Consider the following 25,470-nt stretch of genomic DNA (forward strand, 5'->3'; position numbering starts at 1 on the left):
TTGAATAGCGCCAACATGGCCCAACCTTATAGAGAGAAGCGATCATCAGAGGCTCATGATTTGACGCCATCGTCTGCTAGAATCGCGTTTTTTGGGGTTTGTGCGTTTTTTGTAACCTTTATTGCCGCACACCGTGAACCGTATTGATTTCAGCGCATCGCGCTAGAGAGAGCCTGTATGACCGTTACCTTGAAAACCGCCGAAGACATCGCAGGCATGCGCGTTGCCGGCAAACTGGCTGCCGACGTGCTGGAAATGATCGCCGAACACGTCAAGCCCGGCGTTACCACCGAGGCGCTGGACCGTATCTGCCACGACTATATTGTCAACGTCCAAAAGGCCATCCCTGCCCCGCTCAACTACAAGGGCTTCCCCAAGTCGATCTGCACCTCGATCAACCACGTGGTCTGCCATGGCATTCCAGGCGACAAACCGTTGAAGGACGGCGACACCCTGAACATCGACGTCACCGTGATCAAAGACGGCTACCACGGTGACACCAGCCGTATGTTCCACGTCGGCAACGTGCCGGTCTGGGCCGAGCGCCTGTCCCAGGTCACCCAGGAATGCATGTACAAGGCCATTGAGATCGTCAAACCCGGCTGCCGCCTGGGCGACATCGGCGAAGTGATCCAGAAGCACGCCGAAAAGAACGGTTTCTCGGTTGTCCGCGAGTTCTGCGGCCATGGCATCGGCAAGGTGTTCCACGAAGAGCCACAGATATTGCACTACGGCCGCGCCGGTACCGGCATGGAGCTCAAGGCAGGCATGACCTTCACCATCGAACCGATGATCAACCAGGGCAAGGCCGATACCAAGGTCCTGGGCGACGGATGGACGGCTATCACCAAGGACCGCAAGCTTTCCGCCCAGTGGGAACACACCTTGCTGGTCACCGAAACCGGTTACGAGATCTTCACCTTGCGCTCGGATGACACGATTCCGCGCCTTTCGGCATAAAGCCCGGTTTGGTTTTCCCAAACGCTGTGTGACTGACTGATAGATAGAAAGGAAAGCCAATCGATGCCCCAGGTGGACCCCGAACTCTTCGACCGTGGCCAGTTCCAGGCTGAACTGGCATTGAAGGCAAGCCCCATCGCCGCCTTCAAAAAGGCTATCCGCCAGGCCCGCGAGGTGCTCGATGAGCGCTTTCGCAACGGCCGGGATATCCGTCGACTGATCGAGGACCGCGCCTGGTTCGTCGACAATATCCTGCAGAAGGCCTGGGAGCAGTTCAGCTGGAGTAAAGATGCCGATATCGCCCTGGTGGCGGTCGGCGGCTACGGTCGTGGCGAACTGCACCCCTACTCCGACATCGACCTGTTGATCCTGCTGGACAGCGCCGACCACGAGACCTTTCGCGATTCCATCGAGCGCTTTCTGACGTTGCTGTGGGACATCGGCCTGGAAGTTGGCCAGAGCGTGCGCTCGGTCGACGAATGCGCCGAAGAGGCCCGCGCCGACCTGACGGTGATCACCAACCTGATGGAAAGCCGCACCATCGCCGGTCCCGAACGCCTGCGCCAGCGCATGCTGGAAGTCACCAGCACCGAAGACATGTGGCCGAGCAAGGACTTCTTCCTGGCCAAGCGTGCCGAGCAAAAGGCCCGGCACCACAAGTACAACGACACCGAGTACAACCTGGAGCCCAATGTCAAAGGCTCGCCGGGCGGCTTGCGTGATATCCAGACGATTCTGTGGGTCGCCCGCCGCCAATACGGCACCCTCAACCTGCGGGCACTGGCTGGCGAAGGCTTTCTCGTAGAGAGTGAAAATGCACTGCTGGCTTCGTCCCAGGAATTCCTGTGGAAAGTGCGCTACGCCGTGCACATGCTCGCCGGACGCTCTGAAGACCGCCTGCTGTTCGACTATCAGCGCTCCATCGCCACCCTGTTGGGTTTTGAGGGCGAAGACGCGAAGACCAGCATTGAAAGCTTCATGCAGCAGTACTACCGGGTAGTCATGAGCATTGCCCAGCTCAGCGACCTGATCATCCAGCACTTCGAAGAAGTGATCCTGGCTCCCGAAGATGAAGCGCCGCCGCAACCGATCAATGCACGCTTCCAACTGCATGATGGCTATATCGAAGCACGCAACGACAACGTATTTCGCCGCACCCCGTTCGCCATGCTGGAAATCTTCGTGCTGATGGCCCAGCAGCCGGAAATCAAAGGCGTACGCGCCGACACCATTCGTCTGCTGCGCGAAAACCGTCACCTGATCGACGACAACTTCCGCAACGACATCCGCAACACCAGCCTGTTTATCGAGCTGTTCAAGTGCAAGATCGGCATCCACCGCAACCTGCGCCGGATGAACCGTTACGGCATTCTCGGACGCTATCTGCCGGAGTTCGGTTTTATCGTCGGGCAGATGCAACACGACCTGTTCCACATTTACACGGTGGACGCCCACACCCTGAACCTGATCAAGCATCTGCGTAAATTGCAGTACACCCAGGTATCCGAGAAATTCCCGCTGGCCAGCAAGCTCATGGCCAAGCTGCCCAAACCAGAGCTGATCTACCTGGCCGGCCTGTACCACGACATCGGCAAGGGCCGGCATGGCGATCACTCGGAAATTGGCGCAGTGGATGCCGAAGCCTTTTGCCAGCGTCACCAGTTGCCGCTGTGGGACAGCCGCCTGATCGTCTGGCTGGTGCAGAACCACCTGGTGATGTCGACCACCGCCCAACGCAAGGACTTGTCCGACCCACAGGTGATCCACGACTTCGCTGGGATCGTTGGCGATGAAACTCACCTCGACTACCTGTACGTGCTGACCGTCTCCGACATCAACGCGACCAACCCCACGCTGTGGAACTCGTGGCGCGCCAGCCTGCTGCGCCAGCTGTACACCGAGACCAAGCGCGCTCTGCGCCGCGGCCTGGAAAACCCGGTGGATCGCGAAGAACAGATCCGCCGCACCCAAAGCGCGGCCCTGGATATCCTGGTGCGTGGCGGCAACGACCCCGACGATGTCGAGCAGCTCTGGTCGCAACTGGGCGATGATTATTTCCTGCGCCACACTGCCGGCGATGTGGCCTGGCACACCGATGCCATCCTGCAGCAGCCGGCCGACGGCGGCCCGCTGGTGCTGATCAAGGAAACCACCCAGCGCGAATTCGAAGGCGGTACGCAAATCTTCATTTACGCACCCGACCAGCACGATTTCTTCGCCGTGACGGTGGCCGCCATGGACCAGCTCAACCTGAACATCCATGACGCCCGGGTCATCACCTCCAGCAGCCAGTTCACCCTCGACACCTACATCGTGCTCGACACCGACGGCGACTCGATTGGCGATAACCCGGCGCGGGTGAAAAAGATCCGAGAAGGCCTGACCGAAGCCCTGCGCAATCCCGACGACTATCCGACGATCATCCAACGCCGGGTGCCGCGCCAGCTCAAGCATTTTGCCTTCGCGCCCCAGGTCACTATCTCCAACGACGCCCAGCGCCCGGTTACCGTACTGGAGCTCAGCGCACCGGACCGCCCCGGCCTGCTGGCACGTATCGGCGGGATTTTCCTGGAGTTCGACCTGTCACTGCAGAACGCCAAGATTGCAACCCTCGGCGAACGCGTGGAAGACGTGTTCTTCATCACCGACGCCGACAACCACCCACTGTCCGACCCTGAACTGTGCCTGCGCTTGCAGGAAGCGATCGTCCAGCAGTTGAGCGTAACCCAGGAGCCCGGTGTCGAGCTGACACGCCTGACGATTTGAACGGGGCTTATGCGCGGGGGGCGGTGCGACGATTCGCACTCGCCCCTCCCACACTTGGTTCTGCTGCCCCGGCAGACCGCGTTACCAACGAATTGAACGAGATACCCATGAACAACGCCCTGAACCAGTTGCAGCCCTACCCGTTCGAGAAACTGCGCGCCCTGCTGGGCAGCGTCACGCCGAACCCGGACAAGCGCCCGATTGCGTTGTCCATCGGTGAACCCAAGCACAAATCCCCGGAATTTGTGGCCAAGGCCCTGGCTGACAACCTCGACCAGATGGCGGTCTACCCGACCACCCTGGGCATCCCGGCCCTGCGCGAGGCCATCGGCGCCTGGTGCGAGCGTCGCTTCAACGTGCCCAAGGGCTGGCTGGACCCGGCGCGCAATATCCTGCCGGTGAACGGCACCCGTGAAGCGCTGTTCGCCTTCACTCAAACCGTGGTCAACCGTGGCGACGACGCCTTGGTAGTCAGCCCGAACCCGTTCTACCAGATCTACGAAGGCGCGGCGTTCCTGGCCGGTGCCAAACCGCATTACCTGCCGTGCCTGGACGCCAACGGTTTCAACCCGGACTTCGATGCCGTGACGCCGGACATCTGGAAGCGCTGCCAGATCCTGTTCCTGTGCTCGCCCGGTAACCCAACAGGGGCGCTGATCCCCGTCGACACCCTGAAGAAACTCATCGCACTGGCCGACGAATACGACTTCGTCATCGCCGCCGACGAGTGCTACAGCGAGCTGTACTTCGATGAACAAACCCCACCGCCGGGCCTGTTGAGCGCCTGCGTCGAACTGGGCCGCCAGGATTTCAAGCGGTGCGTGGTGTTTCATAGCCTGTCCAAGCGCTCCAACCTGCCGGGCCTGCGCTCCGGTTTCGTGGCCGGCGACGCCGACATTCTCAAGGCATTCCTGCTGTACCGCACTTACCACGGCTGCGCGATGCCGGTACAAACCCAGCTGGCGAGCATTGCCGCCTGGCAGGACGAAGCCCACGTGCAGGCTAACCGCGACCTGTATCGCGAGAAATTCGATGCCGTGCTGGCGATTCTCAAGCCGGTGCTGGATGTGCAAAGCCCGGATGGCGGTTTCTATCTGTGGCCGAATGTGAACGGCGACGATGCTGCGTTTTGCCGTGACCTGTTCGCAGAAGAACACGTGACCGTGGTGCCGGGTTCGTACCTGTCGCGGGAAGTGGAAGGCTTGAACCCCGGCGCCGGCCGTGTGCGCATGGCGCTGGTTGCGCCGTTGGCGGAGTGCGTGGAAGCCGCTGAACGGATTCGTGCGTTCATCCAGCGTCGACGCTAAGCGTTGCCTGGGTCATTTCACATGGCCCAGGTTCGCCTCACTCATATCCAGATCCGCCAGTACCTCTCTCAATACGTCATCACCTATCTGGTGATGCCGGCTCAAGCTGTAAAGCTCCAGGCGTTGCGCCCGCAAGGCCTTGAGCCGCAACTTGCGTTCCAGCAAGTCCATCTGCTGCGCCAACGCCTGGGCTTCGGCTGAGTCGTTGAAGACCTCCAACTGGTGGCGATACTCCGACATCAACCGCGCCTTGAGCTCCGTCGCCAGTGCCGCCTGGGCAGCGTCGGGGGCCACGGCGTCTAAGGGTTCCTCGGCTTCCAGCGCGTGAATCGCCGCCACGGCGGTCTTCTTCCAAGCCTCGCGCACTTCGCGGTGGCGCTTTTCATCGGGGCTCTGCTCGATGCCGCGCAGCAACAACGGCAAGGCAATGCAGGCAGCCACCAGTGAGAGCAGGATCACTCCGGCGGCGATGAAGATCAGCAGGTCACGCTCAGGGAAGTCCTGCCCCGGCGCCAGCAGTAAAGGCACCGACATCACACCGGCCAAGGTCACGGCTCCGCGCACACCGCCCACGGTCAGCAACCAGCAGGAGCGGGCCGTAGGCACCAGGGTCAGTTCGCTTTTCCCACGCAGCCTGCGCAACAAGCCCGACAACCGCCAGATGCTCTGCACCCAGATAAAACGCAGTACCACCAACACCAGAAAGATCGCAACCACATCCAGGCAGCGATACAGCAAGGTCGGCCACAGCGTCGGTTCATGGCTCACCACCGCCTTGATGATGTCCGGCAGCTGCAGGCCCAGCAGCAGAAAGATCAAGCCGTTGAAGGCAAACTCCAGCAGCGACCAGACGCTTCGATTGAGCAAGCGGGTGCTGGTCTGACGCGGCAACAGGTCGAGCCAGCTTTGCATCATGCCCGCCGCCACCGCCGACAGAATGCCCGACGCGCCCAGTCGCTCGGCCAGCACATAGGCAGCAAATGGCAGCAACAACATGAACACCACATGGGTAGCCGGGTCATCCCAACCGCGCGCGATCATCCAGGCCCGCAGGCGCCCCACCAGCCAGCTCAACGCTACACCTATCGCCAGGCCACCCACGGCCACCAGGACGAACGTCAGGCTGGCATCCGCCAGGGAAAACACCCCAGTCAACGCGGCCGCCAGGGCGAATTTGAACGTCACCAGACCCGAAGCATCATTCATCAAGGCTTCGCCCTGGAGCATGTGCATCAGTGGCTTGGGTAAACGGTTCTGGGAAATGGCCGACACCGCCACGGCATCCGTCGGCGACAACACGGCCGCCAAGGCGAAGGCCACCGGCAACGGGATCGTAGGTAATATCCAATGAATGAAGTAGCCGGCACCGACCACGGTAAACAGCACCAGCCCCACCGCCAACGTGAGGATCGGGCCGCGCAGCTGCCACAACTCACGCTTGGGCATGCGCCAGCCGTCGGAAAACAACAACGGCGGCAGGAACAGAAACAGGAACAACTCGGGGTCCAGTGCCACGTGCAACCCAAGCGTAGGCCAGGCGAGCAGCGCTCCCGCGGCAATCTGCACCAAGGGTAACGGCAGAGGAATGACACGTCCGACAAGACGCGAAACGCTGACCAGCATCAGCAGGATAAGAACGGTGTAGGCGGTTTGCATAACGCGGGGTTCCCGGACAATCGACTTGCAACGACACACATCAGGCAACAACTCGCCGTTGAAGTGCCATATTAGCTGCCTATGCTGCCCGCTGGCATTGGCACATAAGTCGCACTTAGTCGCATGCCATCACGACGAGCGGCACCCTTGCCTGCTGGTCGTGGCATAATCCCGACCTTTGGTTTTTCATCGGCACACGACATCAGATCAGAGGGGGGCAATTCCTTGACCGTTTCAAGCAAAACGTTGCACCTTTTCGGCATCAAAGCCTGGGATGCCGAATAAGAAACGCTCAAGGCCTTTAATATCAAGGCCTTGACCCTAAAAACACCTTACAAAAACACCCACTTTTGCGACTCTTCTAAAACCAATAAACATTGGTCCAAACGGTTGCGTTTTGGGGAACAAACTTCAACGCGAAATCCCGCCACCGGCGTCCTGCCGACGAACACCACTCCCCAAACCTGTACCACCTCGATTACTGTATACGCATACAGTATTTGAGTTTCCCAGCATGAACATCGACGAAGACACCTGCGAGTGGCTTGGCCTCCCCACGCCTCTGGAAATGTACAAACAGCACTGCCTGATCCTGGAGAATGAGATCAAGGAACTAAATCTGCAGCTTCGCAAAGCCAGGGCAGATGTGTTCTGCATCAGCCAGACGCTACTTGATGTCCAGGCGAAGAACGCCGAATTCGCTGGATATCTCCGAGAGCGCGGCGCCGAGGCTGCCGCAATGCGAAAGGAGATCGCTGAACTCACCACCTCGAAAAACTTCGACCGGCGCGAGCTGGCTGAACTTAGACAGCGGGTCGGCCGGCCTACCGTGAAATTGTCCTGACGTAATCCTGGCACGCCCGCAGCGCGATCACGGCGTTATCCCCGTCGTCGGTGATGGCGATAATTCTTTGAGCATGCGCTGGGTCAAGTTGGGCTCGACGGGTTGCATGAACCACGCCGGAGGCGCCGGGGGTGGAAGGCACGTTGCAGCCACTGGCTGAATCCGCTGAGTCGAGAAGGACTGACAGCCGGACATCAGCAGTGGCAAGACGATCGCGCAGAAGAGCTTGTTTGCGTTGGGCATCGGATAATTCCTGAGCGTGTTGTTGGTCCTGCGCAGCGATCTGCTGCTCGATGGCCAGGCGCTTGCTCTGCTCGGCCTTCTGCTGACGCCAGGCCTCGTTGGTGATGGCGTCGAGCTGACCCTGGTGCGCGGCGCTCTGCGCTGATAGCTGTTCAGACAGCTGCTTGCCCAGGCGCCAGTTCTGAATCTGCCAGGCGCCGCCGGCGGCACTGGCCATCAGCACCAAAATCATCACGACCAGGCCGGCCAGCTTCTGCACCTGCGTCATGCCAGCACCTTCAACGCCTTCTCGTATAGCGCCTGGCGATCGGCCAACCCATTCACGCCGCCGTTGATGCGCCGCGTGATCTTCACGAACTCGCCCTGATCGGCCAGTGTGTTCAGGCCCTTCGTCGACCAAAACCAGGCAGCCGACATCGCGGCGTTCTGCGGAAGCTCCAGCAGCGCGGGCTCGTTGACCAGATCCAGGCCAAGCGCTTCACCGCACGCGGCATAGTTCGCCCGGCCGGTGATTTGGATCAGTCCACGACCCCGGTACTTGGAACCGTCGCCGCTAACGGTGTTACCCAGGTCGGCGCGGCCTTCGTAGCCGGCCTGCTGCGCCGTCGGGCCCCAGATCTCGCGCACGTACCGCAGCTGGCCAGACTCATGCCCGATCTGGGCGATGAACGCAGCAGCCCGCGGCGGACCAATGATGGAGTAGCGATTCATCGCCGTGTTTAACGCAGAAACGAAAACGCCAGCTTGGCGGCCGGCGTTCGGGAGGATCTGCAGCAACTGCTGCTCGGTGATCGGCATACTTTTCTCCAGACGAAAAAAAGCCCGCTCAGGGCGGGCATCGGTAAACGATTGGGCCTTAGGCAGGAGCCTGTGGCCACTCGACGGAATCTGGGTATTCGATTTGGTCGGTCACACGACTCAGCGCAACTCGGTACTTCTTCCAGGCTTTGAGCGAGGCAACCTCCGCATCCGTGGCTTCATCGACATCCACTGCGTCTTGCAGCGGGGCAATGGCGTAGTCAGCGATGGACCGCAGCCGTGCAATCTCGGAATTTGCAGACTCAATAGGGTCTGGAATAATCGGTTGGGCTGGCTGAATTTCTTGCGGAGGCAGATCTGGAACAAGGATGTGAAGGGTGATCATTGTCTTTAGGTCGTAGGGCTCTCCGTTCATTGTGACCGTCACGGTGAGAAGACCTTCAGAAAAGGTCGCATCTACCTTGGCCGTGTTCTCCGACGGATGCAGCGAGTATCCCCAGCCCTGGTCTATTGGTGGAAACGGGACCAAGCCCAAGGAGCCAGTCACGCAGTAAATGCCGACGTCTTTACGGTAGCTGTCCACCTCGCGGCTTCCCAGCGACGTCAGATCGAATATCTCGCCAGTGATGCCAACTATATTAATTGCTGCTCTTGCCATGGTCAGATCGCCTTCAAGGTGCCGTCTTGGGCACGAGTGGTATTGCCTGTGTGATAAAGCTCAATTTCTGGCGTGAAGGCGCCGTTGTAGATCGAGCGCATTTTTATGGTGCCAGTGTTGCCAGAAACACCATATGGCCAAGCAATCATTAGGCGATTGCCTGTGGTGCCGTACTGAATAGTCTGCCGGTAGTAGAGGCCGCTGCCACCCTGTGGGTTGCCAGGGAAATCAGCAGACGCAAACACCTTATTGTCGACGCCTGGATTGATCTCGGCCGTCCACGACACAGTCGACTGGCTACCCACATAGCCAATCATTTCCGTAGTGGGCACGTTTCCTGGCGCGCGCCCTGTGTTCAACGTGGCAACATTCCCCAGCCCGAGGTTAGTTCTTGCTCCAGCCGCGCTTGTCGCACCTGTCCCGCCATTGATGATCGGGGCAATGGTTGCGCTAGACAGTGGGCCCAGGCCAGCCAGAGTTGAGCCCCACTGCTGAACCAGCAGATTGACCGCATCAGCCAGGGCCTTTGGGTAGCCATTCACCGGGACAATGCCGTAGGAAGCGCCAGCGGCGGTTGCTCCGCGATAAACCGGTGAAATCGAGATCGCCGTATCGCTTGTCGGGTTGATCACTTGGTAGATGCCGTTATCTGGGCCGACGAACATGTCACCGGATCGACAGTTTGAAAATTTTGTACCCACACCAGTTACAACAGCGTTGCCGTTCGTAACGGTTACGGTCCCCTCTGAAAACCAAGAAGCCATTTTCATTCTCCAGGCAAAAAAAGACCCGCGCGACGACGGGCTATTTGGTGGTTAAATTTTGTTTAAGACGTCATTCGTGCAACGACGATAGTTATGCCCATGTATGTGGCGTTATACCCAGAAATACCTATAGCCGCGACCGTAATTACTCGCCCAGGGTAGTTCCAAATAAAACCAATTTGCCTATTTGTTTCGACACCTATTGTGTTAACTCCAACGCCCATGTTGTTTATCAACACATACTCTTCTTCCGCCATAGTAAAGGGCGCCTGAAAATACGTAATAGTTTGACCTTGCCCAGTCTGCCCACTGCCCGTGTACGTCCAGCTGTTGGTCGCCCTTACGAAAAGTGCTGCCGGGGTGCCGGTGTCGAAAATCAATTTCTGTCCTGCCCCCCAGATTCGAGCCCCAAATTCTGCAACTGAAGCACTGCCAAACACGCCAGCAAACCATCGACCCACTGGCTTGATTGTGTAGTTGTTAAATATCCGAATGCGGAATCCGGTCCAGTTACCCGGACTGCCGTACACCTCTATATTCGCCATACCGATATTTCCAGCGGCACTGTCCGGGCGTATAAAAATTAGAGGTTGTTCCTGGGTTGTAAACGGAGTCGGGAAATAGGTCGTAGAAGAATTTCCACTTTCCTCAGTGCCGACATACCTGCCTTTGTGGATAACCATTAACCGGAAAAATTCCGAGTCAATAATTACACGATCATCAGGCGGGGCGGTGAAAGACAGACCATACGAGTCGGCCATTATTTGAACCTCACTACAAACAATCGCATAACCGTAGAAGATCTCCCTGAGTTCCCCCAGGGATCTCCTCTCAACGTTTTCCAGACCCTTACAACTCCATTGAGCACCTCGGGCTCAAGTTGTTTGTCATTCAGAGGTGACGCGGCTTGAGCGAGCACGCAGAACGCTGATGCGTTGTCGGGGGTGACGCCCGCAACGGCAATATCAAGGTATTTGACAGCCCCCCATGTCGCAGGTGAGAGAACCGCGGTATACACAGTTCTCATGGTGAAGGAACTGGGTGTAATTTCAGGAACGTTTCCAGGCCCCCAAGTCCACATACCGTACTCTTCCATCAGGACTGTCTCCCCACCATTACGCGCTTATCTTCATTTCCATCAAACACAGTCAGGCCATCGTTATTGAGCAGCGACGACCCACCGGTTCCAGAGCTGCGCAGGGTTAGCGTTCCCGCTGGGATGTTGATTTCCAGCAGCGGACGGCCTTTTGAATCCACCGCAGGCGACCGCAAGACCATCCCCAGGACGATTTCCTGAATGATCGCTTTGCTGATGATCGCTGTGTTGAAAACGGCCTGGCCGTTCTCGATGACGAACATCGGATCAACCTTGCCGTTCACCTCATTCACTACGCCGAACCGCTGGGCAAAGATCAGAAATTCCGACTGATCACCGTTTGCCCCGAAGGCCAATCCAGATACAACCCTTCGGCCATCGACAATTGTCTGAGCCTTCATAGTTGTCTGAGCCAGCACCTTGCCGTTGAGTTGCACAACCGTCTCGCTCACCGTTTGCACTGACGCACTTGTCTGGCCGATGCTCGACTGCAGCGTTTCCGAAACCTTGGCCTGAGCCTCAATTTCAGATGCTCGCACACGTTTTTCGGTGCTGATAGCTGCCGTGGAGTCCCAAGCTTTGAGAGCGCCAGCCAGGTCGCCGGAGCCATCATCTCCGCGAACGGATGCCCGCAGCGCCTCATTGCTCGAAGCTTGTGATGTGATCTTCCCGTCCAAGTTGGTGACCTTGGTGTCCAGGCTTGTGATCGCTTGAGCATTGCCGATCGCCTTTTGGTCGACGGCAGACAGATCGCTTTTCAGCTGGTTGATTTGAGCTGCTGAAGTCTCGCGATTGCTGGCCACCACCTGCTCCAGAACGGTCAGCGACGACTTGTTGTCACCTACCTGGGCACCCAGGGTGAGAAGTTGCTGAGCCAGCGCATCGGTCTCGGTCGCCCGGGTTTTACGTTCGACGGCAAGATCTGCGGTGGACGTCCACCCTTTGATTGCGTCTGCCAGATCGCCAGCGCCGTCATCGCCACGGGCAGCAGACCGTAACGCCTCAACCGATGTGGCGGTGGCCAACACCTTGCCGTCGATTTCCTCGATCTTGGCTTCGATGATATGGACCTGGGACACCAGTGCATCAGTGGTCTCAAGAATGGTGCCGATATCGATCCAGTAATCAGCGTTGGGAGGCGCGGCGCCCACCGGCACCGGCCCTTTGGCTTGGTAGAGGCGCTGATCAAGCCGAACAATGTCACCCTTCAAATATGGCTTCGCCGGGTCGTAGGCAAGCGCGTCGCTCACCTGCTTGATCAAATCCTCCAGCTCTTTCTTGGCCTCCTCAAGCCGCTCATTTACAGAGCCTGGCCCATCACCTGAAATCATCTCGATCTCTTCACGCAAGCTCTGATATAGGGCGCCCTTGCCAATCTTCTCCGCGTAGTACGCCTCATAATCACTCTGCTTGGTGCTGGCCTGGCCATTGACGGCGCCGGGCACCGGAAAAAACGGGCCAACGTTGCCAGTGCGGTCCACCAAGCGCGCCCAAAAGAACAAGCTCGCGCCGGCCAATAGGCTGTGCATTTCGTGAGATGCTTGGGGGTAGCTGAAGTCGCTCAGCTTGGTCGCCGTCGTCAAGTCGGCCGACTCGCTGTACCAGAGCTCCGTCCGTTGGGTGTCCTCAGCACCTGGTGGGAATCCCCACTCGATGCCGATGCCATGGACCAGGCTGGTGGTTGTCAGAAACGACACCGCCGGCGGCTTACCTGCCTTGCCTTCGAGGTTGGTCAACACCGAGGTTGTAGGGATCGACGACACGTTGAGTGCGCTCACCGCGCGTACCCTGGCCATGTACTGGCCGGAGTAGATCCCCCGCACGTCAACCATAAGTTCGCCGGTGCGCGGCACCGTGATCCATTCTCGCGCGCCCCACTTCCACTCAACGTCATAAGCCACGGCGCCGGGCGCTGCATCCCACGCGATGGACATGACCGTCACGGCTATGCCCTGCTCGATGACCACGTTCTGGCTGAGCATGACGCGAGCCGGCGCGTCCTGGCTGCCAACCGGAATGCCGGTGATTGGCCGGGTGTCTACCACTGCGCCATTGTCGATCGCATCGAACTTGCTGGGGTCGTGCTGGATCACCTCGAGCTGGAACTGGTGCCACTCTGGACGCGTGACATTGCGGACGTAAAACTGCATCAGTTTCAGGTCTTCATAGTCGAGAATCCAGCCGCATTCGGCCTGTGGCTGCTCGCTGAAGTCGGCCATTAGAGTTACCTTGCGACCGGCGACCGACTTCACCACGCGCCCCTCTGACTTGCCGCTGGGCAGGTTAACCATCAGGCGCGCGCCCACCGGTACAGCGGTGTCACGGTCAAGCGTCACTACGCGGCCAGCGGCTGCAGCGATTCGCCCACCGTTGTTCCGACCAACCAGCATAGGGTCGGCGACGGCAATGACCTGACCAGGCTTCGGAATATGGCCGTCCAGGCCGACACGAAACACGCCGCCCTGGGTCTGTAGCTTCTCGGTGAGAGCCGCCCACTGCCCGGCACGCTGCGCTTGCCCAAGGGATGTGCACCCGATCGCGCCAATAGCGGTATCGCGCACGATGCCGCCCAGCTCGACCATGGCTTCATCATCAAACACGGGCTCCTTGTCCGTCTCAAAGCCTTGGTCTGGGTTGTCCCAAGAGACCATGAACTGTGTATGCCGGTCACGCGCGCGGGTGCCTTCGTACTTGATGGCCCCGGAGTTGAGGATCTGGGTTTGGTTGTAGGTGTAGACCGGGTCACCCGGCATATCGGCATTGACCACAATCTGGCTGCCGTCCCAGTAGGCCAAGCCATGGAAGATCGAGGCCAGGTCCTGCAGCACGGCATAGGCTTCGGCCTGCTTCTGGAAGTACAGATTGCAGGTGAAGCGCGGTTCCTGGCCGCCCTTCCCGTCCGGCACCATCTGGTCGCAGTACTGCGCGATGCGATAGAGCGCCCAGCGATCAACCATTGTGGCGTCGATCCGGTCGCCCAATCCGTAGTAAGGGTGCAGCACCAGGTCGTAGAAGATCCACGCCGGATTATTGGTGTAGGCCTCTTTGAAGGTGCCGTCCCAGATGCCGTTGCTTGTGCCGGTGCCTGACGTTGCGTAGGTGCGGGTTTCGGGGTTGTAGTTGGTCGGCACACGAATGATGCGCCCGCGCATCAGCACGGCAATCTTGGCGATATCACCGCCGAACGTCTGCGCGTCGTATTCGAGGCAGCCGACAGCCGTGAGTGGATACTCCTGGTCGCTGTCGACCACCTCAGCAATCGCCTTGACGATCATCTGATCTACGACCAGGTCGGAGTTAGCATTCGGGGTCAGGCGACGAACACGAATGGTCCAGCGACTACCAGCAGGCAGATCAAGCCGGTGCGCACGTTCGTACTCCGTGATGTTCTTGCGATCCACAGCCGACGCCAGCACTTGCACGTAGGGACCGTTGTCGGTGGAGATGTCCACCGCGTAATCGATGCGTACGCCATTGATGTTGCCGGAGGCGTCCTGACTGCGAAGCGTTGGCCAGCTCAGGCGGATGCGCACGGCGTCGATCATCGAGTTGGTGATGCTGTGCAACCAAGGTGTGCCGAAGACCAGCTCTTTCTTTACGTCGATCTCGTTACTGGATTCTTGTATGCCCTCGAGGCGCTGCTGATTCAGCTCGCCGTTGCGGAACTGCCACTTGGCGCTGGGATAATTGATCGTGCCGTCCGGCGCCTGGATTGCAGTTCCGTTCAACTTGACCGAGCGCAAGCCATCAACCGGGCCAACAATCGGGCCCCAGCTCCACAGGTAGGTAATGCGCGCAGTAGAGATCGACGGCACGCTGTTCGAGGCGATGCTGGGCTGTTTCTGCTTCGCCTGGCCACCCTTGCTACCGATCACTGCCCGACGCTTGCGAGGTGCTGCGCGGCGCGCCTTCTTTTCTACTGCGCTCATGCGCCCTCCAGAATGCAAAAACCCGCCGAAGCGGGTTGGTTGTGTTTGCTGAATCAGCTGTTGTCTTGGGTGTAGATCCCGCCAGACTCAACCGCGCCGCCGATCTCGCGCTCGCCGTACAGCAGTGGGTAGGGGTTGCCTTGGGCGATCGTGGTGATCGCTCCGCCGAATCCGTAGCTGGGGTTGTTGCCGTCGTCGTTCTTGCCCTCGGCGCTGGCCTTGGTGGTCGGCGATAGCATTTGCACCACGCCGCCCAGGCCAACAGCAGCGCCGGCGGCGAGAAGGCCCATGCCCAGCGTGGAGGTGGTGCCGCCAGTGAACAGGCCCGCCACGATCAGCACCACCCCCAGCAGGGTTTGGAACATGCCTGCCTGCTTGGAACCCTGCACGATCGGCTGGATACGGATGTCACCCTCGGCACGCCCCACCAGCTCCAGCTCCTGCTCGCTGACATTTCGCTCGTCGACGAACACTGCGAAGACCATGCCGCGCTCATGAGCTGTCCGCATGAACTTCTCAAAGCCCGGCTTCATCGCGCACAGCGCCGCCGTGGCGTCGTGAACGCCGTACAGATCGAGGTGGTATTCCTTACCGAACTTTTTGCCCAGCACCCCGCCGAGTTTGATGGTGCGCATCGTCATGGGCGGTAGTCCTTGTGCCGGAGAATGAGTTTGACGCGGTTGGCCATCGACCAGCCGTAGATCTCGCGGGCAGCCAGGCGCCCGGGCATGTGGTGGTAAATAAACGGGCCAGACCCGCCAAGCTTCGGCGCCGGCTCACTGGTGAGCGCCGGCTCGTCGCCCAAGTAAATCACCGCATGATTGGGGAAGTAGCACTCCCGGCCCGGCGTTGGGATTTGCAGGACAAGCATATCGCCGCGCTGCGCCTCGTTGACCTGGTAGAAACCGGTGGCCGCGAAGTTGTCCTCGTAGAGGCTTGGCCCGTCTTTCTGCTCCCACCACATGTCGGCGCGCTCGAAGTTCGGCAGTTCCAGACCAGCCTCGCGCGCGTACCAGTCGCGGCACGCTGCCCAGCAGTCAAGCAGCCCATGGGAGAAGTCCCGGCCCAGCAGCGGCGCCTGGAAGCCCGAAGGCTTGAACCACTCAAAGTCACCGCCGGGCCAGCCGACAATGCCCCAGGGCAATTCGTGCAACTCGCAGCTGACGCGGTCGGCCATGCTCGGCGTCGGCGCCTTGTCGGGGTGGCTGTGGATGATCGCCAGCACCTCACCACGATCTTCCGCCCGGGCCATGTCCTTGTGATCGATCTGGAAGTGTTCGCGCGGCGTGGTGGCCAGGTTCCCACAGGGCACGTACTCACGCCCAGTGGCAGACTTGATCAGGACACCACAGGCTTCGGCAGGGTAGGCCTGCTCGGCGTGCGCGCGGATCTCGTCCTGTAATTTTTGATTGATGCGCATCGCTACCTCGAACTTGCGATAAGGCTCGCGCCCATGGACCCACCAAACCGGCGAGTATTGCCCCGAAGCTTGCAGCTGCTCCACCAACCGCCGCAGCGGTCCAGTGCCGGGTTGTCGGTGGGCTGGTTCTTCTTGTCGAACATCGCTGTGCCGGTGTAGGCGCAGGCCTCCTGCCGGTACCCGCCACGGCAGGCCCACCGGCAAAGCTTGGTGATCTGCTGCGCCGGCAGCATCTGGCCTTCCATGTCCGTGGGGCTCGACAGCGAGAACGTGACCGAGATGCTGGGTAGCGCCTCGGTCTTCTGTTCGATAAACCAGAGGTTCGTTTTCGATTGGTTGCTGGCTTCCGGGTTGCCGTCGGGGAAGTTGGCGGCATCCAGGAAGTGGCGGAACGTCTCGATCACCTTCACCCGAGCGCCGGCCAAGTCGCGGAACTGGAAACACAGGGCGGTGATCGCCCCGCGCACGCCGCCGAGTTCGTCGTCCACCTGCAGCGTTGGTGTGGCCGGTCGGCCATCCCCGCGAATGTCGAAGCCTTTGGCCTCGATCTGGAGCGGCGAATACAACTGGCCCTGCCAGATGATGTCGCCCTCGTGGGCATGGCCGTGGAAGCGCCAAACCGTTGCCCCCAGGTGCGTAGCGTCCAGCTGGTACAGCCGGATCTGGTTACCCGGCTCGAGCTTTTGAATATCGGTGTTGTAATTCATAGGGCCCCAGAAACAAGAAACCCCGCACTTGGCGGGGTCTGGTGAGGTTTGCGGTTAAGGCGTGTAGGTCTGCTTGAAGGTAAACGAGAGCGTCCACAGGCCAGCGCCGAGCGGTTTGGACTTGTAGCCCTTGCAGCGGTATCGCCCCTGGGTTCCGCCCGGCGGCGTCCAGATAAACGCCTTGTAGCCTTCGTGCCGGTCGATGAAATCTCGCACCTTCAGCAACTCCTCACCGGGAGCCATGACGCCAGAGTGCGTCAGGTTCCAGTTCTCGCTTTTGGTGTTGATGCCGATGCCGCCAGCCTGGGTATAGCCGTCGCCGAAATCGTTCTCCCATGTGCGCTGGTCAGTCTCTCCGTCGCCGCCCAGTTGAACGCAGTAGCTGAATGTTTCCGCCATCAGACTCGCCTCCAGAGCATGCCGCCCTGCCCCATTTCACCTTGAAGCACTCGCCGGATTTCCGAGACCAGACCCTGGCCCATCGCTTCGCCCTGCTTGCGAGCATCATCCCCGCTCATGCCAGGCTGAGCCTGCACGCTAACTGGGGCGCTGATGTGAATACCTCCACCACCACCGCCACCAGAGTTTGCGCGCAGCTGATCAAGCGTCTTGTCCAGCTTGGCACTAGTCTCCGCCGTGGTTACCCGCTCGCCCTTTTGAAGCAGCCAGGTTCCCGTCTCCGGTACCGCATCGATGCCGTCGTGCGCCATACCTGCAAGAGCAGCACTGGCAACGCCAGCCACCATTGGAGCAGTGGCAAGAGCCGCAGATGCCGCCGCTGCAGGCGCAGCAGCCGGGCCAATGATTGGGATTGCAGCGGTCGAGGCGTAGGCCGCAAGACTTGCTTGGGAGGCGGTAGCCTGAGCGTTCGCAATTAGCATCGGCGCTGCACTTGCCTGGGTGGACTTACCCACCAAGAGCTGCACCGCCTGATACACCAGCCACTGCGCAGCCATGTCAGAAAGCGCTTGCAGCGTGGACTTCGCGAAGTTCGCCACCAGGTCGCCGAGCGCATTGTCGGCAGATTCGGCGCCGCTGATCACATCAGACAGGAAATTGCTTAACCCTCCCTTGGCGCTATCCAGTATCGAGGATGTGGCATCGGCAGCCATTGCTGTGTAGTTGGTCGCAGCATCGACGTAGTTCTGCCAGGCATCACTGACCCCGTCCATCCAGTTGGCTTGGGCTTTATCCTGCTGGTTGTAGTGGTCCTGCTGGATGACCATGCGCTCGGCAAGGGCCTCCTCGAGCAGAGCGGTTTCCTTGTCGTAGGTGTCCTTGGCGTCAGGGTCGCCCAGCAGTTCGGCTTCCTTGTACTGTTTGTACATCTCGGCGCGCTGCTTGGCGTAGTCCTGCTGGATCGCCAGGTCTTCCTTGAGGCGCCCCCTGAGCTTTTCCCCGGAGCCTGCGCCAGCCAACTCCATGTCGAAGCCCTGCTTCACAATGGTGTTGCTGTCCTTGAGGTTGGCGGCCAGGGTCGCCAGCTTCAGGTCTTGCTCGTTCTGCTTCTTGAGTTTGACCTTCGAGTCCAACTCAGCAGCCAGGTCCTTCAGCACCTTCTGCCGCTCAACGCTGACGCCCTTCAGCTTTCCGGTTTCCAACTCGAAGGCGAGCTTTGCGACTTCGGTCGCCTTGCCCTGCTTGCCGGTAGTCTCATCGATGAGCGTGATTTGACGGCGGTAGTTTTCCTCAGCATCAACACCGCGTTTTGCCAGGGCTTCGGCAGCTGACTTGGCTGACGCCTTGGCGGAATCGTCTGCCTTCTTAGTTGCCTCGGCGGCTTTAATCGCTGCATCCGCACGTTTCTGGGAGGCGACAAGCAAGTCCCCTTCGCCAGCCTTAAGGCCCTCGACAAGACCGGCTTTGATTCGCGCCGCTAGCTTGTCGGCTTCACTGCTTTTACCTGCGAGAAGGATTTGCTCCTGAATCTTTTTTGACATCTCCTCGTAGACTTTTGAACCGATCGTCGTATCTGGCGCCTCGATACGGCTCGTGAGCGAAGCCATCTGCACGCCAAGCGCGGAGAAGCTTTGCTTCAAAGTATCAAGAACTGCGGACTGCTCTATCAGCCCCTCATTCCACTCGCGAACCCTGTCGTCCTTAGGAAAGGCCTTCAAGTTCATCTGGTATTGGCGCACCCTGGTTTGCGCAGAATCAATCGCATAACCCTGTAAGCGATATTCCTCGCTGATTCCTGCGAGCGCCGCCTTTGCCTGGTTCTTGGTAAATCCATCAAATGACTTATTGAGCCAGTCAACCTTGTCAGCCAATGCCCCCGCACTTTCTTTCGCGTCGTTGCTGGTGGACATGAAGTAAGCAAGCGCCGCAGCTGCCGTTATGACGATACCCACGGGACCGCCAAGCAAAGCCATTGCCGCGGACGCTGCGCGGGCCGCAACTCCAATTCCGACCAGGCCTGCAGCGGCAGCCGTTGACACCCCAGCCATTCTGGCGAGTGCCAGTTGATAGCGAACGGCTTCAACCGACGCGGCAGCAAATGAAACGGCCGTCGCAGCTGCTGCGCTGGCTAGCCTTGCAGCCAATACGACCGCTAGAACTCCAGCAGCCTTTCCTAACGCATCGACTGCTGCCTTCGCGCCAGGTGTAGAAAGTGCTTCGTTAAGCGAGCTAACCGCGCTCTTCGCCGAGTCAAGACTTCCGTCTCCGGTGAGTAAGCCTGAGATGGTGTTTTGCAAAGCATCAAGAGATCCGCCAAAAGTGTCTCGGGCAGCAGCGGCCGCACCGCCATATGATTCTTCCAGAGACTTGAGAATTATGCCCTGAGCACCAGCGATATCGCCGGTAGACTCCATGGCTACGGCCATTTTCTTCTGCTCTTCGGTGAATCGAAAACCCTGCTTGCTTAGAGAGGTAAGCCCCTCCGAAGGTACATCAAGGGCCCTACCGATTGTCTCTGCTGCATCTTTCACCGATACACCGGTTCGTGCAGCCATATCGGCAGCGGACTGGAGAGCGCGATTGAACTGATTCCCAATAACGCCGGTGAAAGCAAGTAGAGTCGTCTGGGCTTGGCTGATATCGCCACCAGAAAATGTTGTCGCACGCTGCATAGCGTCCGCCATGGCGTTCAACTGATCACGATTAAACCCAGCCGACTCACCAGTAGATCGAAGAACTGCGCCTAGCTGAGCCTGCTCTCTTTCAGCACCCTTTGTTTCTGAAATAAACCGACCGAAAATAGTTGCGACCGAAAAACCAGCCACCACGCCTGCGGCAACCTCGCCAAGTGCGCTCCAAGCCAAGGAAGCTTCATTTGCCGAATCAGCAATCTCTTTAGACGATCTTTTTGCTGCTCTTCCGGCCTGATCCATTGGGCCGGTGAAGCCGCCAATCTTGGCAATCAGGTCTAGGGTTAGAGTGCCAAGTGATCCTGCCATACTTTCCTCCGGCAAAAAAAAGACCCACCAGATGGTGGGCCTTGTATTAACTGAAAGACTTAACAGTTAAGTACTTTTTATAAACTTCACAAATCAGAAACAGCTACTGCTTGGAACTCCTGAAAACTTAGAGCAGTTCCACAAGATCCTATTTAGCCCAGTGTTTTTATTTTTATTGTATGTCGCAATCTCTACCTCAACCTCGCTATCACTCAGAGGAAAGCCCTTTGGCGCAGCAGTTCCGGTTAGATAAAAATGAGCAATGCAAACAGGCTTGTCTGCGCAAAACCTCTCTGCAGTGTTGAGAATGTAAACTTTGTCTGACGCCCAAGGATTAGACATCGTGAAAAAGAAGTTAACCCCCTGGCTACCAGTAAGCTTTAAGTCAGTCTTTTCAGCGTGCGCGCTCATCGCACCGAGCAAAAAAACTGCTGCCGCAACCAACTTGAAAATTCTCACAATGCATCTTCCTCTTCCATGGTTAAGCGTGAAAAAATCACACCTAGAGTTAAAAAGAGAAAGACTATCATTGCTCGCCGTCAGGCCCAAACCGCGAGCGCCTCCTCCAGCGACTCGATACGAGGATCCATGTGAGGTGCGAAGTCCTGCTGATACAGCCTCGGCGCGTCCTTGCCGGTTTTCGAATTCACGTAGAACGCCTGGAACTGCGCCAGAGCCATCTCGACCCGCATGCCCTGGTGCAGCGATCCGCGCTTGGCGCGAAACTTCATCCAGACCACAAACTCGGAATAGGTCATGCGCTCCTGCGCTTCGGCAATGGTGCGGCCGCCGATTCCATTCATGACCAGCTCGCACCACAACTCATCCGAAGGGTCTAGCGCTTCTTCTTTCCCGAGTTCTGCACCTCGCCGATGGCGATCAGCAGCAGGTTGGTCAGGTCAGGGTCGAGGGCGCCCTTCTCCGGATCTGCCTCACCGGTGATGTCGGCCACGGTAAACACTGCCTTGCCCTCTGCATCACAGATGCTCGAGGCAATGCGGCAGGCCAGCGGGTCAGCGCCACGGTGGGCAGCGATGTCGCCCACGGCAGTCTGGTACGACAGGGGCCGGACGTAGCAGGTGAACTTGGCGCCTTCCCACTCGATTTCCTTGGCCACAGGCCGGGCGGTGAACGCCTTCGATTTCTTCAGGTTCGCGATGTTCAGTTCCATTATGCGGAGGCCTTACGAATCCAGGCGGAACCGCCCGAGCGCTGGATCGACACTGTCGATGCAACTACGGCGTTCTGCGCGAAAGTGAATGGGAAGTCGGCCACGTAGCCCTGGAAAGCGAACCAGGTGCGGGTCGGTGGCAGATCGAAGTCGTCGCCTTCAGTGCTGATCGTCGGAACGATGTCTTTGCCGTCCGACCAGCCCACTACCCACTTGATGGTCGTATCACCGTTAGCTTCGGAGAGCTGATGCAGGCGAATATGGCTCGCGTTGTTTGGATCAGCGTTGAGGCCGAGCGAAGCCTGGCCCGGAGTGCGCAAGCCTTTCTTGTAGCTGCGCTCGTCGGCGGACAGGCAGGTGTCCTCGATCTGTTCGGCCGGCGCACCGCCCGGGTCGAAGCTGGTAGCGCACTCAACTTCCATGACGGTCATAGGCCCGGTGCCGGAAAGCGGCGGGACCAGCGCGTAGATCTGGGTTCCTTGGGAAAGGATCGACATGGCGTTCTCCAAATGTCGGGCATAAAAAAACCCGCACTCGGCGGGGTTGGTGTGGGTTGAAGCGTTATCGAGGAACGAGCCAGCTCACGTCGAAGCTGTACCGGTAATTCTTTGTCGAAGGGTCGCGGCTTTCTCCGCCCCAGCGGATGATGTAGGCCTTCAGCTCAATTGCGTCCCTGATTGCCCTGGCAACGGCCCGGGCATCCTTTCCAGTCGTGGCGTACACATCGACCTGCAACGTGTAGCCGTCGGTGTCTGGGCGCCCAGCCAGGTAGTTCTCGGGGTCACCACCGATGGTCTGCCATACCGCGTAAGGCTTTTGCCCATCTTGTGGTGCGTCGCCGAATGGATAAAGGCGCTGCGGGGTTGAGCCCAGGACTGCGATGACCCCAGCGTCCAGGGCGCACACGGCGTTGATTGGTGCGAACATCAGCTGCTCCTGGCCTTCTCGGCCCGACGTATTGCCCTGTCGAGGCCTTTCTCGAACTGAGTGGCGAACTCATTGGTGACTTCGCCGATATGATCTTCCAGGGCTGGGCGGGCCACAGGGTCAGCAGCGATATGCTCGGTACCGAACTCAAGCAGACGCCAATGCGGTGTCGGTGCGCTTTTCTCGGTGCTGCCGTTTTTGACCAGCACCGCGCCGTGCAGCACGCCAACGCGAAAGCCCAGGTCACCAGTACGGCGAAACAGCCGTCCGTTCCAACGCAGGACGATGTTGTCCGCAATAGAGCGCCCAGTGTCCGGATCATCCCAACGCCGGGCACCTTCTTTGAAGTTCTTGGCAACCATCTCAGCAGCACGCCGAAGCGCGGTGCGGCCGGTCTTGCGCTTAACCTCATCGTTCACGGTGGACAGCTTTCCGAGCAGACTGTCGATGCCGATCAAACTGAACTTGACTTCATCGACCATCGTTTACGCCCTTGCTGACCGGCAGCGTCAAATACTCAAGGCCTGAAACGTTGTCCGGCAGTGCGCCGGCGATGTTGTAAACCTCACCGCGATGGATGATACGCATCGTGGGGAGCAAGCCCGCGCGGTACCGAACAACAATCTTGGCTGTCACCTCGGACTGAGTAGCCTGGGCCGCCAAGAACTCCCTTGCGCTCAAGGGCTCAACCGACGCTGGGCAACGCTCCCAGACGGTTTCCCATCTCACGGGAAGTTCTGTGTTGTCTTCTGGGTCGCGCTCCACCACCGGCTTCTGGATATCGATGCGGTGCCGCAACCGACCGGCGCGCATTACACACCCATCCGGATGCGATACGGCATCAGCAGGGACTTGCTGGTCAGTGGCAGCTCGGTGGCGATGGTCCCCGTCACCACCTCTTCACGATTCGCGAACAGGTGCCCAAGCTTGAGCAGGCACGCCGCCTGGATACCCTTATTGATCACTATCCCGAATTCGTCCATGTCGATAGCCTCGAAGGCGTCCGCCAGAGTTTGGCGAGCACGCTCACGCAGCCGGCAACGGTCGTCAGAGTTTTCAGGGGCATCAGCCACAATCAGCGCGGCGCGGTAAGTGGCGCGCGCCGCCTGGGTCCGCTGAAGAGTGGTGGACTTTGCGAGATCCACAGAGGCCTGATCGGCAAAGAACCGGCGCTGAAGGAACTGCTGAGCAGCCTCCTCGGCGCCGTCCAATTGCGACTGCACCAGGTCCTGGTCCTCAGGCTCCGCGAGCAGATGCTTCATGGCCAGTTCGATGTCGATCACGCTCATAATTATTTAGCCTTGTTTTTCAGCTCGGGTTTCGGCTTTTGGCTGGCTTCTGGGGCGGTTTTGTTATCCGCTTCCTTAGCCTGTTTGTTTTCGGGTTCGGGCGCCTGCTTCACGTCGTATTCCTCGATCAGGCCATTACGGCGGAGATCGCGGGCCACCGATTCATCCACGGTGAATTCCGCACCACGCTTTACATACTTTTCGCCTGAATCCAGGCCGTCGGCATTGAAGCCCTTGATCGCTTTTACAGTGATGTCTGGCATCGGTGTTCGCACCCGGTTTCCCGGGCGCGCTCCTATGAGGTGTCGAAGCCTTACGGCGCGTCGAATTCACCGTGGACGAAGGATTCTTCACGGTACACAGCCATAGCCAGGCGCTCTTCCGCGCGAATCGTGACCATGTTGGTACGGAAGTTGTCGCCGTCTTCAGTCGAAACTTCGACGGCCGCCTCTTCGCGGTCGAAAATCTGAGCCGCGATGTTCATGGCGCCCACCAGGAATTCACCCTCTGGAACAGCGTTGCTATCCACAACAGGCAGTTTCCACAGACGTTGTGCGCCGCCTTCCTGGACGTTGACCCAGATGTAGGAGCCAGTGCTGTCCTTGGTCAGCTCGATGTCAGCCCAGTCGACGGGGTTGAGTGCGATCGCCGAGGCGCGGTATTCGGCGATCCGTACCTGCAGGATGGCGCGACGCAGCGTATCGATCTTGGTATCGCCGGCTTTGCGAAGGGCATTGTTGAAAGCGGATGCCTGAGGGATCAGGCCGAGCATGTTCCCACCCACGCCGTTACCGGCGAGGATCTGCTCTTCTTCCTTGTACTTCAGGCCGTAGATCGCGCGACCGTTGATGTAGCTCTGCAACAGCGGGATATCGGACAGAACCTGCTTGGAGGCGCGAAACCAGTGCGCGATGGTCACCACGTTGGTGGTTTTCATAGCGAACGAGATATCCGACTGGGCTTTCGCTGCGCCTTCAGTGGCCTGGATCGCCGCCATGTTCTGGAAGCCGCTTTCTTGCACGAACTCGACAGCGTTGGAGCCGGTCCGGCCGGGCATGATCAAATCGCGGATGACGAATTGACGCTCCGGATCTGCAACGATGCCAGGAACCCGCGTGGGCTGGATGCCAACGCCCACGCCGCCAGTACCGGTGGTTGCGCTGGTGATGTTGGTGACGGCCTTGCGACCAATGCGGGCGATGCCACGGCCGCGAGTTTGCAGGGCCTTGAAGTCCTCCGAGTCGGACAGCTCTTCGCCTACCGACTTGGCGTCAGTTGGATCGTTCGCCGCAAAGCGGCGAGCCAGCTTCTGCTCGATGTCCTGCAGGCGATCCTGCAAGCCCAGGCCATCCTTTACCAGGCCGTCGAGAACGGTCTTGGTATCGGCCAGAATGGTGCCGTGCTCTTTGATTTCTTTGTTCGCCTTCTCGGCGAACGCTTTGATTTCCTGGTCGCGCTGGTCCAGCAGGTCGGTTACCGCTTTCAGTTGGACCTTGTCGTCGGAGTGCTCTTTGCGTTGCATCTGACGGTTTTCGGCGCGAGCCTGGTTGCTCATGGCGTTATGCATGGTGAATCC

26 protein-coding genes are annotated in these 25,470 nt (G+C 59.1%); 4 read left to right on the plus strand and 22 right to left on the minus strand.

Annotated elements, in window-relative coordinates; translation table 11 throughout:
- The first annotated feature begins 177 nt into the window (after positions 1–177).
- The 3 genes from map to dapC all read left to right on the plus strand — a co-directional run bounded on the left by map (position 178) and on the right by dapC (position 5,033).
- Positions 178–960, plus strand: coding sequence for a type I methionyl aminopeptidase (gene map / locus EXW71_RS09250; RefSeq protein WP_060754035.1), 783 nt, complete (start codon positions 178–180; stop codon positions 958–960).
- A gap of 63 nt (positions 961–1,023) precedes the next feature.
- Positions 1,024–3,726 carry a [protein-PII] uridylyltransferase gene (locus tag EXW71_RS09255; RefSeq protein WP_134658127.1) on the plus strand — a complete coding sequence of 901 codons (2,703 nt, stop codon included), beginning with the start codon at positions 1,024–1,026 and terminating at the stop codon, positions 3,724–3,726.
- Positions 3,727–3,833: 107 nt separating this feature from the next.
- Positions 3,834–5,033, plus strand: coding sequence for a succinyldiaminopimelate transaminase (dapC, locus tag EXW71_RS09260; protein WP_134658129.1), 1,200 nt, complete (start codon positions 3,834–3,836; stop codon positions 5,031–5,033).
- Between the two features lie 12 nt (positions 5,034–5,045).
- On the opposite strand, the gene EXW71_RS09265 is transcribed toward dapC, so the two are convergent.
- Positions 5,046–6,689 carry a Na+/H+ antiporter gene (locus tag EXW71_RS09265; RefSeq protein ID WP_123714888.1) on the minus strand — a complete coding sequence of 548 codons (1,644 nt, stop codon included), beginning with the start codon at positions 6,687–6,689 and terminating at the stop codon, positions 5,046–5,048.
- 514 nt (positions 6,690–7,203) lie between these two features.
- Between EXW71_RS09265 and EXW71_RS09270 the strand changes: the two genes are divergently transcribed.
- Positions 7,204–7,533 (plus strand): hypothetical protein, encoded by a 330-nt coding sequence (locus EXW71_RS09270; protein WP_134658131.1) that lies wholly within the window; start codon positions 7,204–7,206, stop codon positions 7,531–7,533.
- Here EXW71_RS09270 and EXW71_RS09275 read toward each other — a convergent pair.
- The 21 genes from EXW71_RS09275 to EXW71_RS09375 form a co-directional block, all read right to left on the minus strand.
- Positions 7,514–8,044 carry a lysis system i-spanin subunit Rz gene (locus tag EXW71_RS09275; protein ID WP_134658133.1) on the minus strand — a complete coding sequence of 177 codons (531 nt, stop codon included), beginning with the start codon at positions 8,042–8,044 and terminating at the stop codon, positions 7,514–7,516. The genes EXW71_RS09270 and EXW71_RS09275 overlap by 20 nt on opposite strands.
- Positions 8,041–8,574, minus strand: a complete 534-nt coding sequence (locus EXW71_RS09280; RefSeq protein WP_134658135.1) for a glycoside hydrolase family 19 protein — start codon at positions 8,572–8,574, stop codon at positions 8,041–8,043. Before EXW71_RS09280 ends, EXW71_RS09275 begins: the two co-directional genes overlap by 4 nt.
- A gap of 58 nt (positions 8,575–8,632) precedes the next feature.
- Positions 8,633–9,193 carry a tail fiber assembly protein gene (locus tag EXW71_RS09285; protein ID WP_134658137.1) on the minus strand — a complete coding sequence of 187 codons (561 nt, stop codon included), beginning with the start codon at positions 9,191–9,193 and terminating at the stop codon, positions 8,633–8,635.
- 2 nt (positions 9,194–9,195) lie between these two features.
- Positions 9,196–9,957 (minus strand): hypothetical protein, encoded by a 762-nt coding sequence (locus EXW71_RS28865; RefSeq protein ID WP_177421585.1) that lies wholly within the window; start codon positions 9,955–9,957, stop codon positions 9,196–9,198.
- Between the two features lie 62 nt (positions 9,958–10,019).
- Positions 10,020–10,718: a hypothetical protein gene (locus tag EXW71_RS09295; RefSeq protein WP_134658139.1), complete on the minus strand. Its 699-nt coding sequence runs from the start codon at positions 10,716–10,718 to the stop codon at positions 10,020–10,022.
- Positions 10,719–11,052: 334 nt separating this feature from the next.
- Entirely contained in the window at positions 11,053–14,982 is a 3,930-nt protein-coding gene (locus EXW71_RS09300; RefSeq protein ID WP_134658140.1) for a phage tail protein, read from the minus strand.
- A 53-nt stretch (positions 14,983–15,035) separates the two neighbouring features.
- Positions 15,036–15,623, minus strand: a complete 588-nt coding sequence (locus EXW71_RS09305; RefSeq protein WP_134658142.1) for a tail assembly protein — start codon at positions 15,621–15,623, stop codon at positions 15,036–15,038.
- Complete coding sequence (locus EXW71_RS09310) at positions 15,620–16,402, minus strand: C40 family peptidase (protein ID WP_134658144.1); 783 nt, start codon at positions 16,400–16,402, stop codon at positions 15,620–15,622. The genes EXW71_RS09305 and EXW71_RS09310 overlap by 4 nt, the downstream gene beginning before the upstream one ends.
- Before the next feature lie 2 nt (positions 16,403–16,404).
- Positions 16,405–17,109 (minus strand): phage minor tail protein L, encoded by a 705-nt coding sequence (locus EXW71_RS09315; protein WP_134658146.1) that lies wholly within the window; start codon positions 17,107–17,109, stop codon positions 16,405–16,407.
- Between the two features lie 54 nt (positions 17,110–17,163).
- Positions 17,164–17,508 (minus strand): phage tail protein, encoded by a 345-nt coding sequence (locus EXW71_RS09320; RefSeq protein ID WP_134658148.1) that lies wholly within the window; start codon positions 17,506–17,508, stop codon positions 17,164–17,166.
- Complete coding sequence (locus tag EXW71_RS09325; protein WP_134658150.1) at positions 17,508–20,507, minus strand: phage tail tape measure protein; 3,000 nt, start codon at positions 20,505–20,507, stop codon at positions 17,508–17,510. The genes EXW71_RS09320 and EXW71_RS09325 overlap by 1 nt, the downstream gene beginning before the upstream one ends.
- Positions 20,508–20,600: 93 nt before the next feature.
- On the minus strand, positions 20,601–20,966 hold the full coding sequence (locus EXW71_RS09330; protein ID WP_134658152.1) for a hypothetical protein: 366 nt from the start codon (positions 20,964–20,966) through the stop codon (positions 20,601–20,603).
- Between the two features lie 80 nt (positions 20,967–21,046).
- Complete coding sequence (locus tag EXW71_RS09335; RefSeq protein ID WP_134658154.1) at positions 21,047–21,310, minus strand: hypothetical protein; 264 nt, start codon at positions 21,308–21,310, stop codon at positions 21,047–21,049.
- Between the two features lie 32 nt (positions 21,311–21,342).
- Complete coding sequence (locus EXW71_RS09340) at positions 21,343–21,678, minus strand: phage tail assembly chaperone family protein, TAC (RefSeq protein WP_044275214.1); 336 nt, start codon at positions 21,676–21,678, stop codon at positions 21,343–21,345.
- Entirely contained in the window at positions 21,678–22,175 is a 498-nt protein-coding gene (locus tag EXW71_RS09345; RefSeq protein WP_134658156.1) for a phage tail tube protein, read from the minus strand. Before EXW71_RS09345 ends, EXW71_RS09340 begins: the two co-directional genes overlap by 1 nt.
- Before the next feature lie 64 nt (positions 22,176–22,239).
- Complete coding sequence (locus EXW71_RS09350; RefSeq protein ID WP_134658158.1) at positions 22,240–22,605, minus strand: DUF3168 domain-containing protein; 366 nt, start codon at positions 22,603–22,605, stop codon at positions 22,240–22,242.
- Positions 22,605–23,087 carry an HK97-gp10 family putative phage morphogenesis protein gene (locus tag EXW71_RS09355; RefSeq protein WP_134658160.1) on the minus strand — a complete coding sequence of 161 codons (483 nt, stop codon included), beginning with the start codon at positions 23,085–23,087 and terminating at the stop codon, positions 22,605–22,607. Before EXW71_RS09355 ends, EXW71_RS09350 begins: the two co-directional genes overlap by 1 nt.
- A complete protein-coding gene (locus EXW71_RS09360) occupies positions 23,077–23,418 on the minus strand; it encodes a phage head closure protein (RefSeq protein WP_134658162.1) in 342 nt (113 codons plus the stop codon). The genes EXW71_RS09355 and EXW71_RS09360 overlap by 11 nt, the downstream gene beginning before the upstream one ends.
- Positions 23,418–23,894 carry a head-tail connector protein gene (locus EXW71_RS09365; RefSeq protein WP_134658164.1) on the minus strand — a complete coding sequence of 159 codons (477 nt, stop codon included), beginning with the start codon at positions 23,892–23,894 and terminating at the stop codon, positions 23,418–23,420. Before EXW71_RS09365 ends, EXW71_RS09360 begins: the two co-directional genes overlap by 1 nt.
- A gap of 2 nt (positions 23,895–23,896) precedes the next feature.
- Complete coding sequence (locus EXW71_RS09370; protein WP_134658166.1) at positions 23,897–24,157, minus strand: hypothetical protein; 261 nt, start codon at positions 24,155–24,157, stop codon at positions 23,897–23,899.
- A gap of 50 nt (positions 24,158–24,207) precedes the next feature.
- The gene (locus tag EXW71_RS09375) at positions 24,208–25,461 is read right to left on the minus strand and encodes a phage major capsid protein (RefSeq protein ID WP_134658168.1); all 1,254 of its coding nucleotides are present in this window, start codon (positions 25,459–25,461) and stop codon (positions 24,208–24,210) included.
- Between the last annotated feature and the right edge of the window lie 9 nt (positions 25,462–25,470).

Origin of the sequence: Pseudomonas sp. BCA17 (genome assembly GCF_004519405.1) — a bacterium.
In the GTDB taxonomy this organism is placed as follows: Bacteria; Pseudomonadota; Gammaproteobacteria; order Pseudomonadales; family Pseudomonadaceae; genus Aquipseudomonas.

Excerpts from the sequence above, each read along its gene's own strand:
- EXW71_RS09320 (WP_134658148.1), bottom strand. The coding sequence starts at position 17,508 with ATGGCGGAAACATTCAGCTACTGCGTTCAACTGGGCGGCGACGGAGAG.
- EXW71_RS09280 (WP_134658135.1), bottom strand. The coding sequence starts at position 8,574 with ATGCCGATCACCGAGCAGCAGTTGCTGCAGATCCTCCCGAACGCCGGC.
- EXW71_RS09335 (WP_134658154.1), bottom strand. The coding sequence starts at position 21,310 with ATGAATGGAATCGGCGGCCGCACCATTGCCGAAGCGCAGGAGCGCATG.
- EXW71_RS09350 (WP_134658158.1), bottom strand. The coding sequence starts at position 22,605 with ATGTTCGCACCAATCAACGCCGTGTGCGCCCTGGACGCTGGGGTCATC.
- EXW71_RS09300 (WP_134658140.1), bottom strand. The coding sequence starts at position 14,982 with ATGAGCGCAGTAGAAAAGAAGGCGCGCCGCGCAGCACCTCGCAAGCGT.
- map (WP_060754035.1), top strand. The coding sequence starts at position 178 with ATGACCGTTACCTTGAAAACCGCCGAAGACATCGCAGGCATGCGCGTT.
- EXW71_RS09265 (WP_123714888.1), bottom strand. The coding sequence starts at position 6,689 with ATGCAAACCGCCTACACCGTTCTTATCCTGCTGATGCTGGTCAGCGTT.
- EXW71_RS09285 (WP_134658137.1), bottom strand. The coding sequence starts at position 9,193 with ATGGCAAGAGCAGCAATTAATATAGTTGGCATCACTGGCGAGATATTC.
- EXW71_RS09315 (WP_134658146.1), bottom strand. The coding sequence starts at position 17,109 with ATGAATTACAACACCGATATTCAAAAGCTCGAGCCGGGTAACCAGATC.
- EXW71_RS09305 (WP_134658142.1), bottom strand. The coding sequence starts at position 15,623 with ATGACGATGCGCACCATCAAACTCGGCGGGGTGCTGGGCAAAAAGTTC.
- EXW71_RS09355 (WP_134658160.1), bottom strand. The coding sequence starts at position 23,087 with ATGGTCGATGAAGTCAAGTTCAGTTTGATCGGCATCGACAGTCTGCTC.
- EXW71_RS09255 (WP_134658127.1), top strand. The coding sequence starts at position 1,024 with ATGCCCCAGGTGGACCCCGAACTCTTCGACCGTGGCCAGTTCCAGGCT.
- EXW71_RS09370 (WP_134658166.1), bottom strand. The coding sequence starts at position 24,157 with ATGCCAGACATCACTGTAAAAGCGATCAAGGGCTTCAATGCCGACGGC.
- EXW71_RS09375 (WP_134658168.1), bottom strand. The coding sequence starts at position 25,461 with ATGCATAACGCCATGAGCAACCAGGCTCGCGCCGAAAACCGTCAGATG.
- EXW71_RS09340 (WP_044275214.1), bottom strand. The coding sequence starts at position 21,678 with ATGGAACTGAACATCGCGAACCTGAAGAAATCGAAGGCGTTCACCGCC.
- EXW71_RS09295 (WP_134658139.1), bottom strand. The coding sequence starts at position 10,718 with ATGGCCGACTCGTATGGTCTGTCTTTCACCGCCCCGCCTGATGATCGT.
- EXW71_RS09345 (WP_134658156.1), bottom strand. The coding sequence starts at position 22,175 with ATGTCGATCCTTTCCCAAGGAACCCAGATCTACGCGCTGGTCCCGCCG.
- EXW71_RS09325 (WP_134658150.1), bottom strand. The coding sequence starts at position 20,507 with ATGGCAGGATCACTTGGCACTCTAACCCTAGACCTGATTGCCAAGATT.
- EXW71_RS28865 (WP_177421585.1), bottom strand. The coding sequence starts at position 9,957 with ATGGCTTCTTGGTTTTCAGAGGGGACCGTAACCGTTACGAACGGCAAC.
- EXW71_RS09275 (WP_134658133.1), bottom strand. The coding sequence starts at position 8,044 with ATGACGCAGGTGCAGAAGCTGGCCGGCCTGGTCGTGATGATTTTGGTG.
- EXW71_RS09360 (WP_134658162.1), bottom strand. The coding sequence starts at position 23,418 with ATGCGCGCCGGTCGGTTGCGGCACCGCATCGATATCCAGAAGCCGGTG.
- EXW71_RS09270 (WP_134658131.1), top strand. The coding sequence starts at position 7,204 with ATGAACATCGACGAAGACACCTGCGAGTGGCTTGGCCTCCCCACGCCT.
- dapC (WP_134658129.1), top strand. The coding sequence starts at position 3,834 with ATGAACAACGCCCTGAACCAGTTGCAGCCCTACCCGTTCGAGAAACTG.
- EXW71_RS09310 (WP_134658144.1), bottom strand. The coding sequence starts at position 16,402 with ATGCGCATCAATCAAAAATTACAGGACGAGATCCGCGCGCACGCCGAG.
- EXW71_RS09365 (WP_134658164.1), bottom strand. The coding sequence starts at position 23,894 with ATGAGCGTGATCGACATCGAACTGGCCATGAAGCATCTGCTCGCGGAG.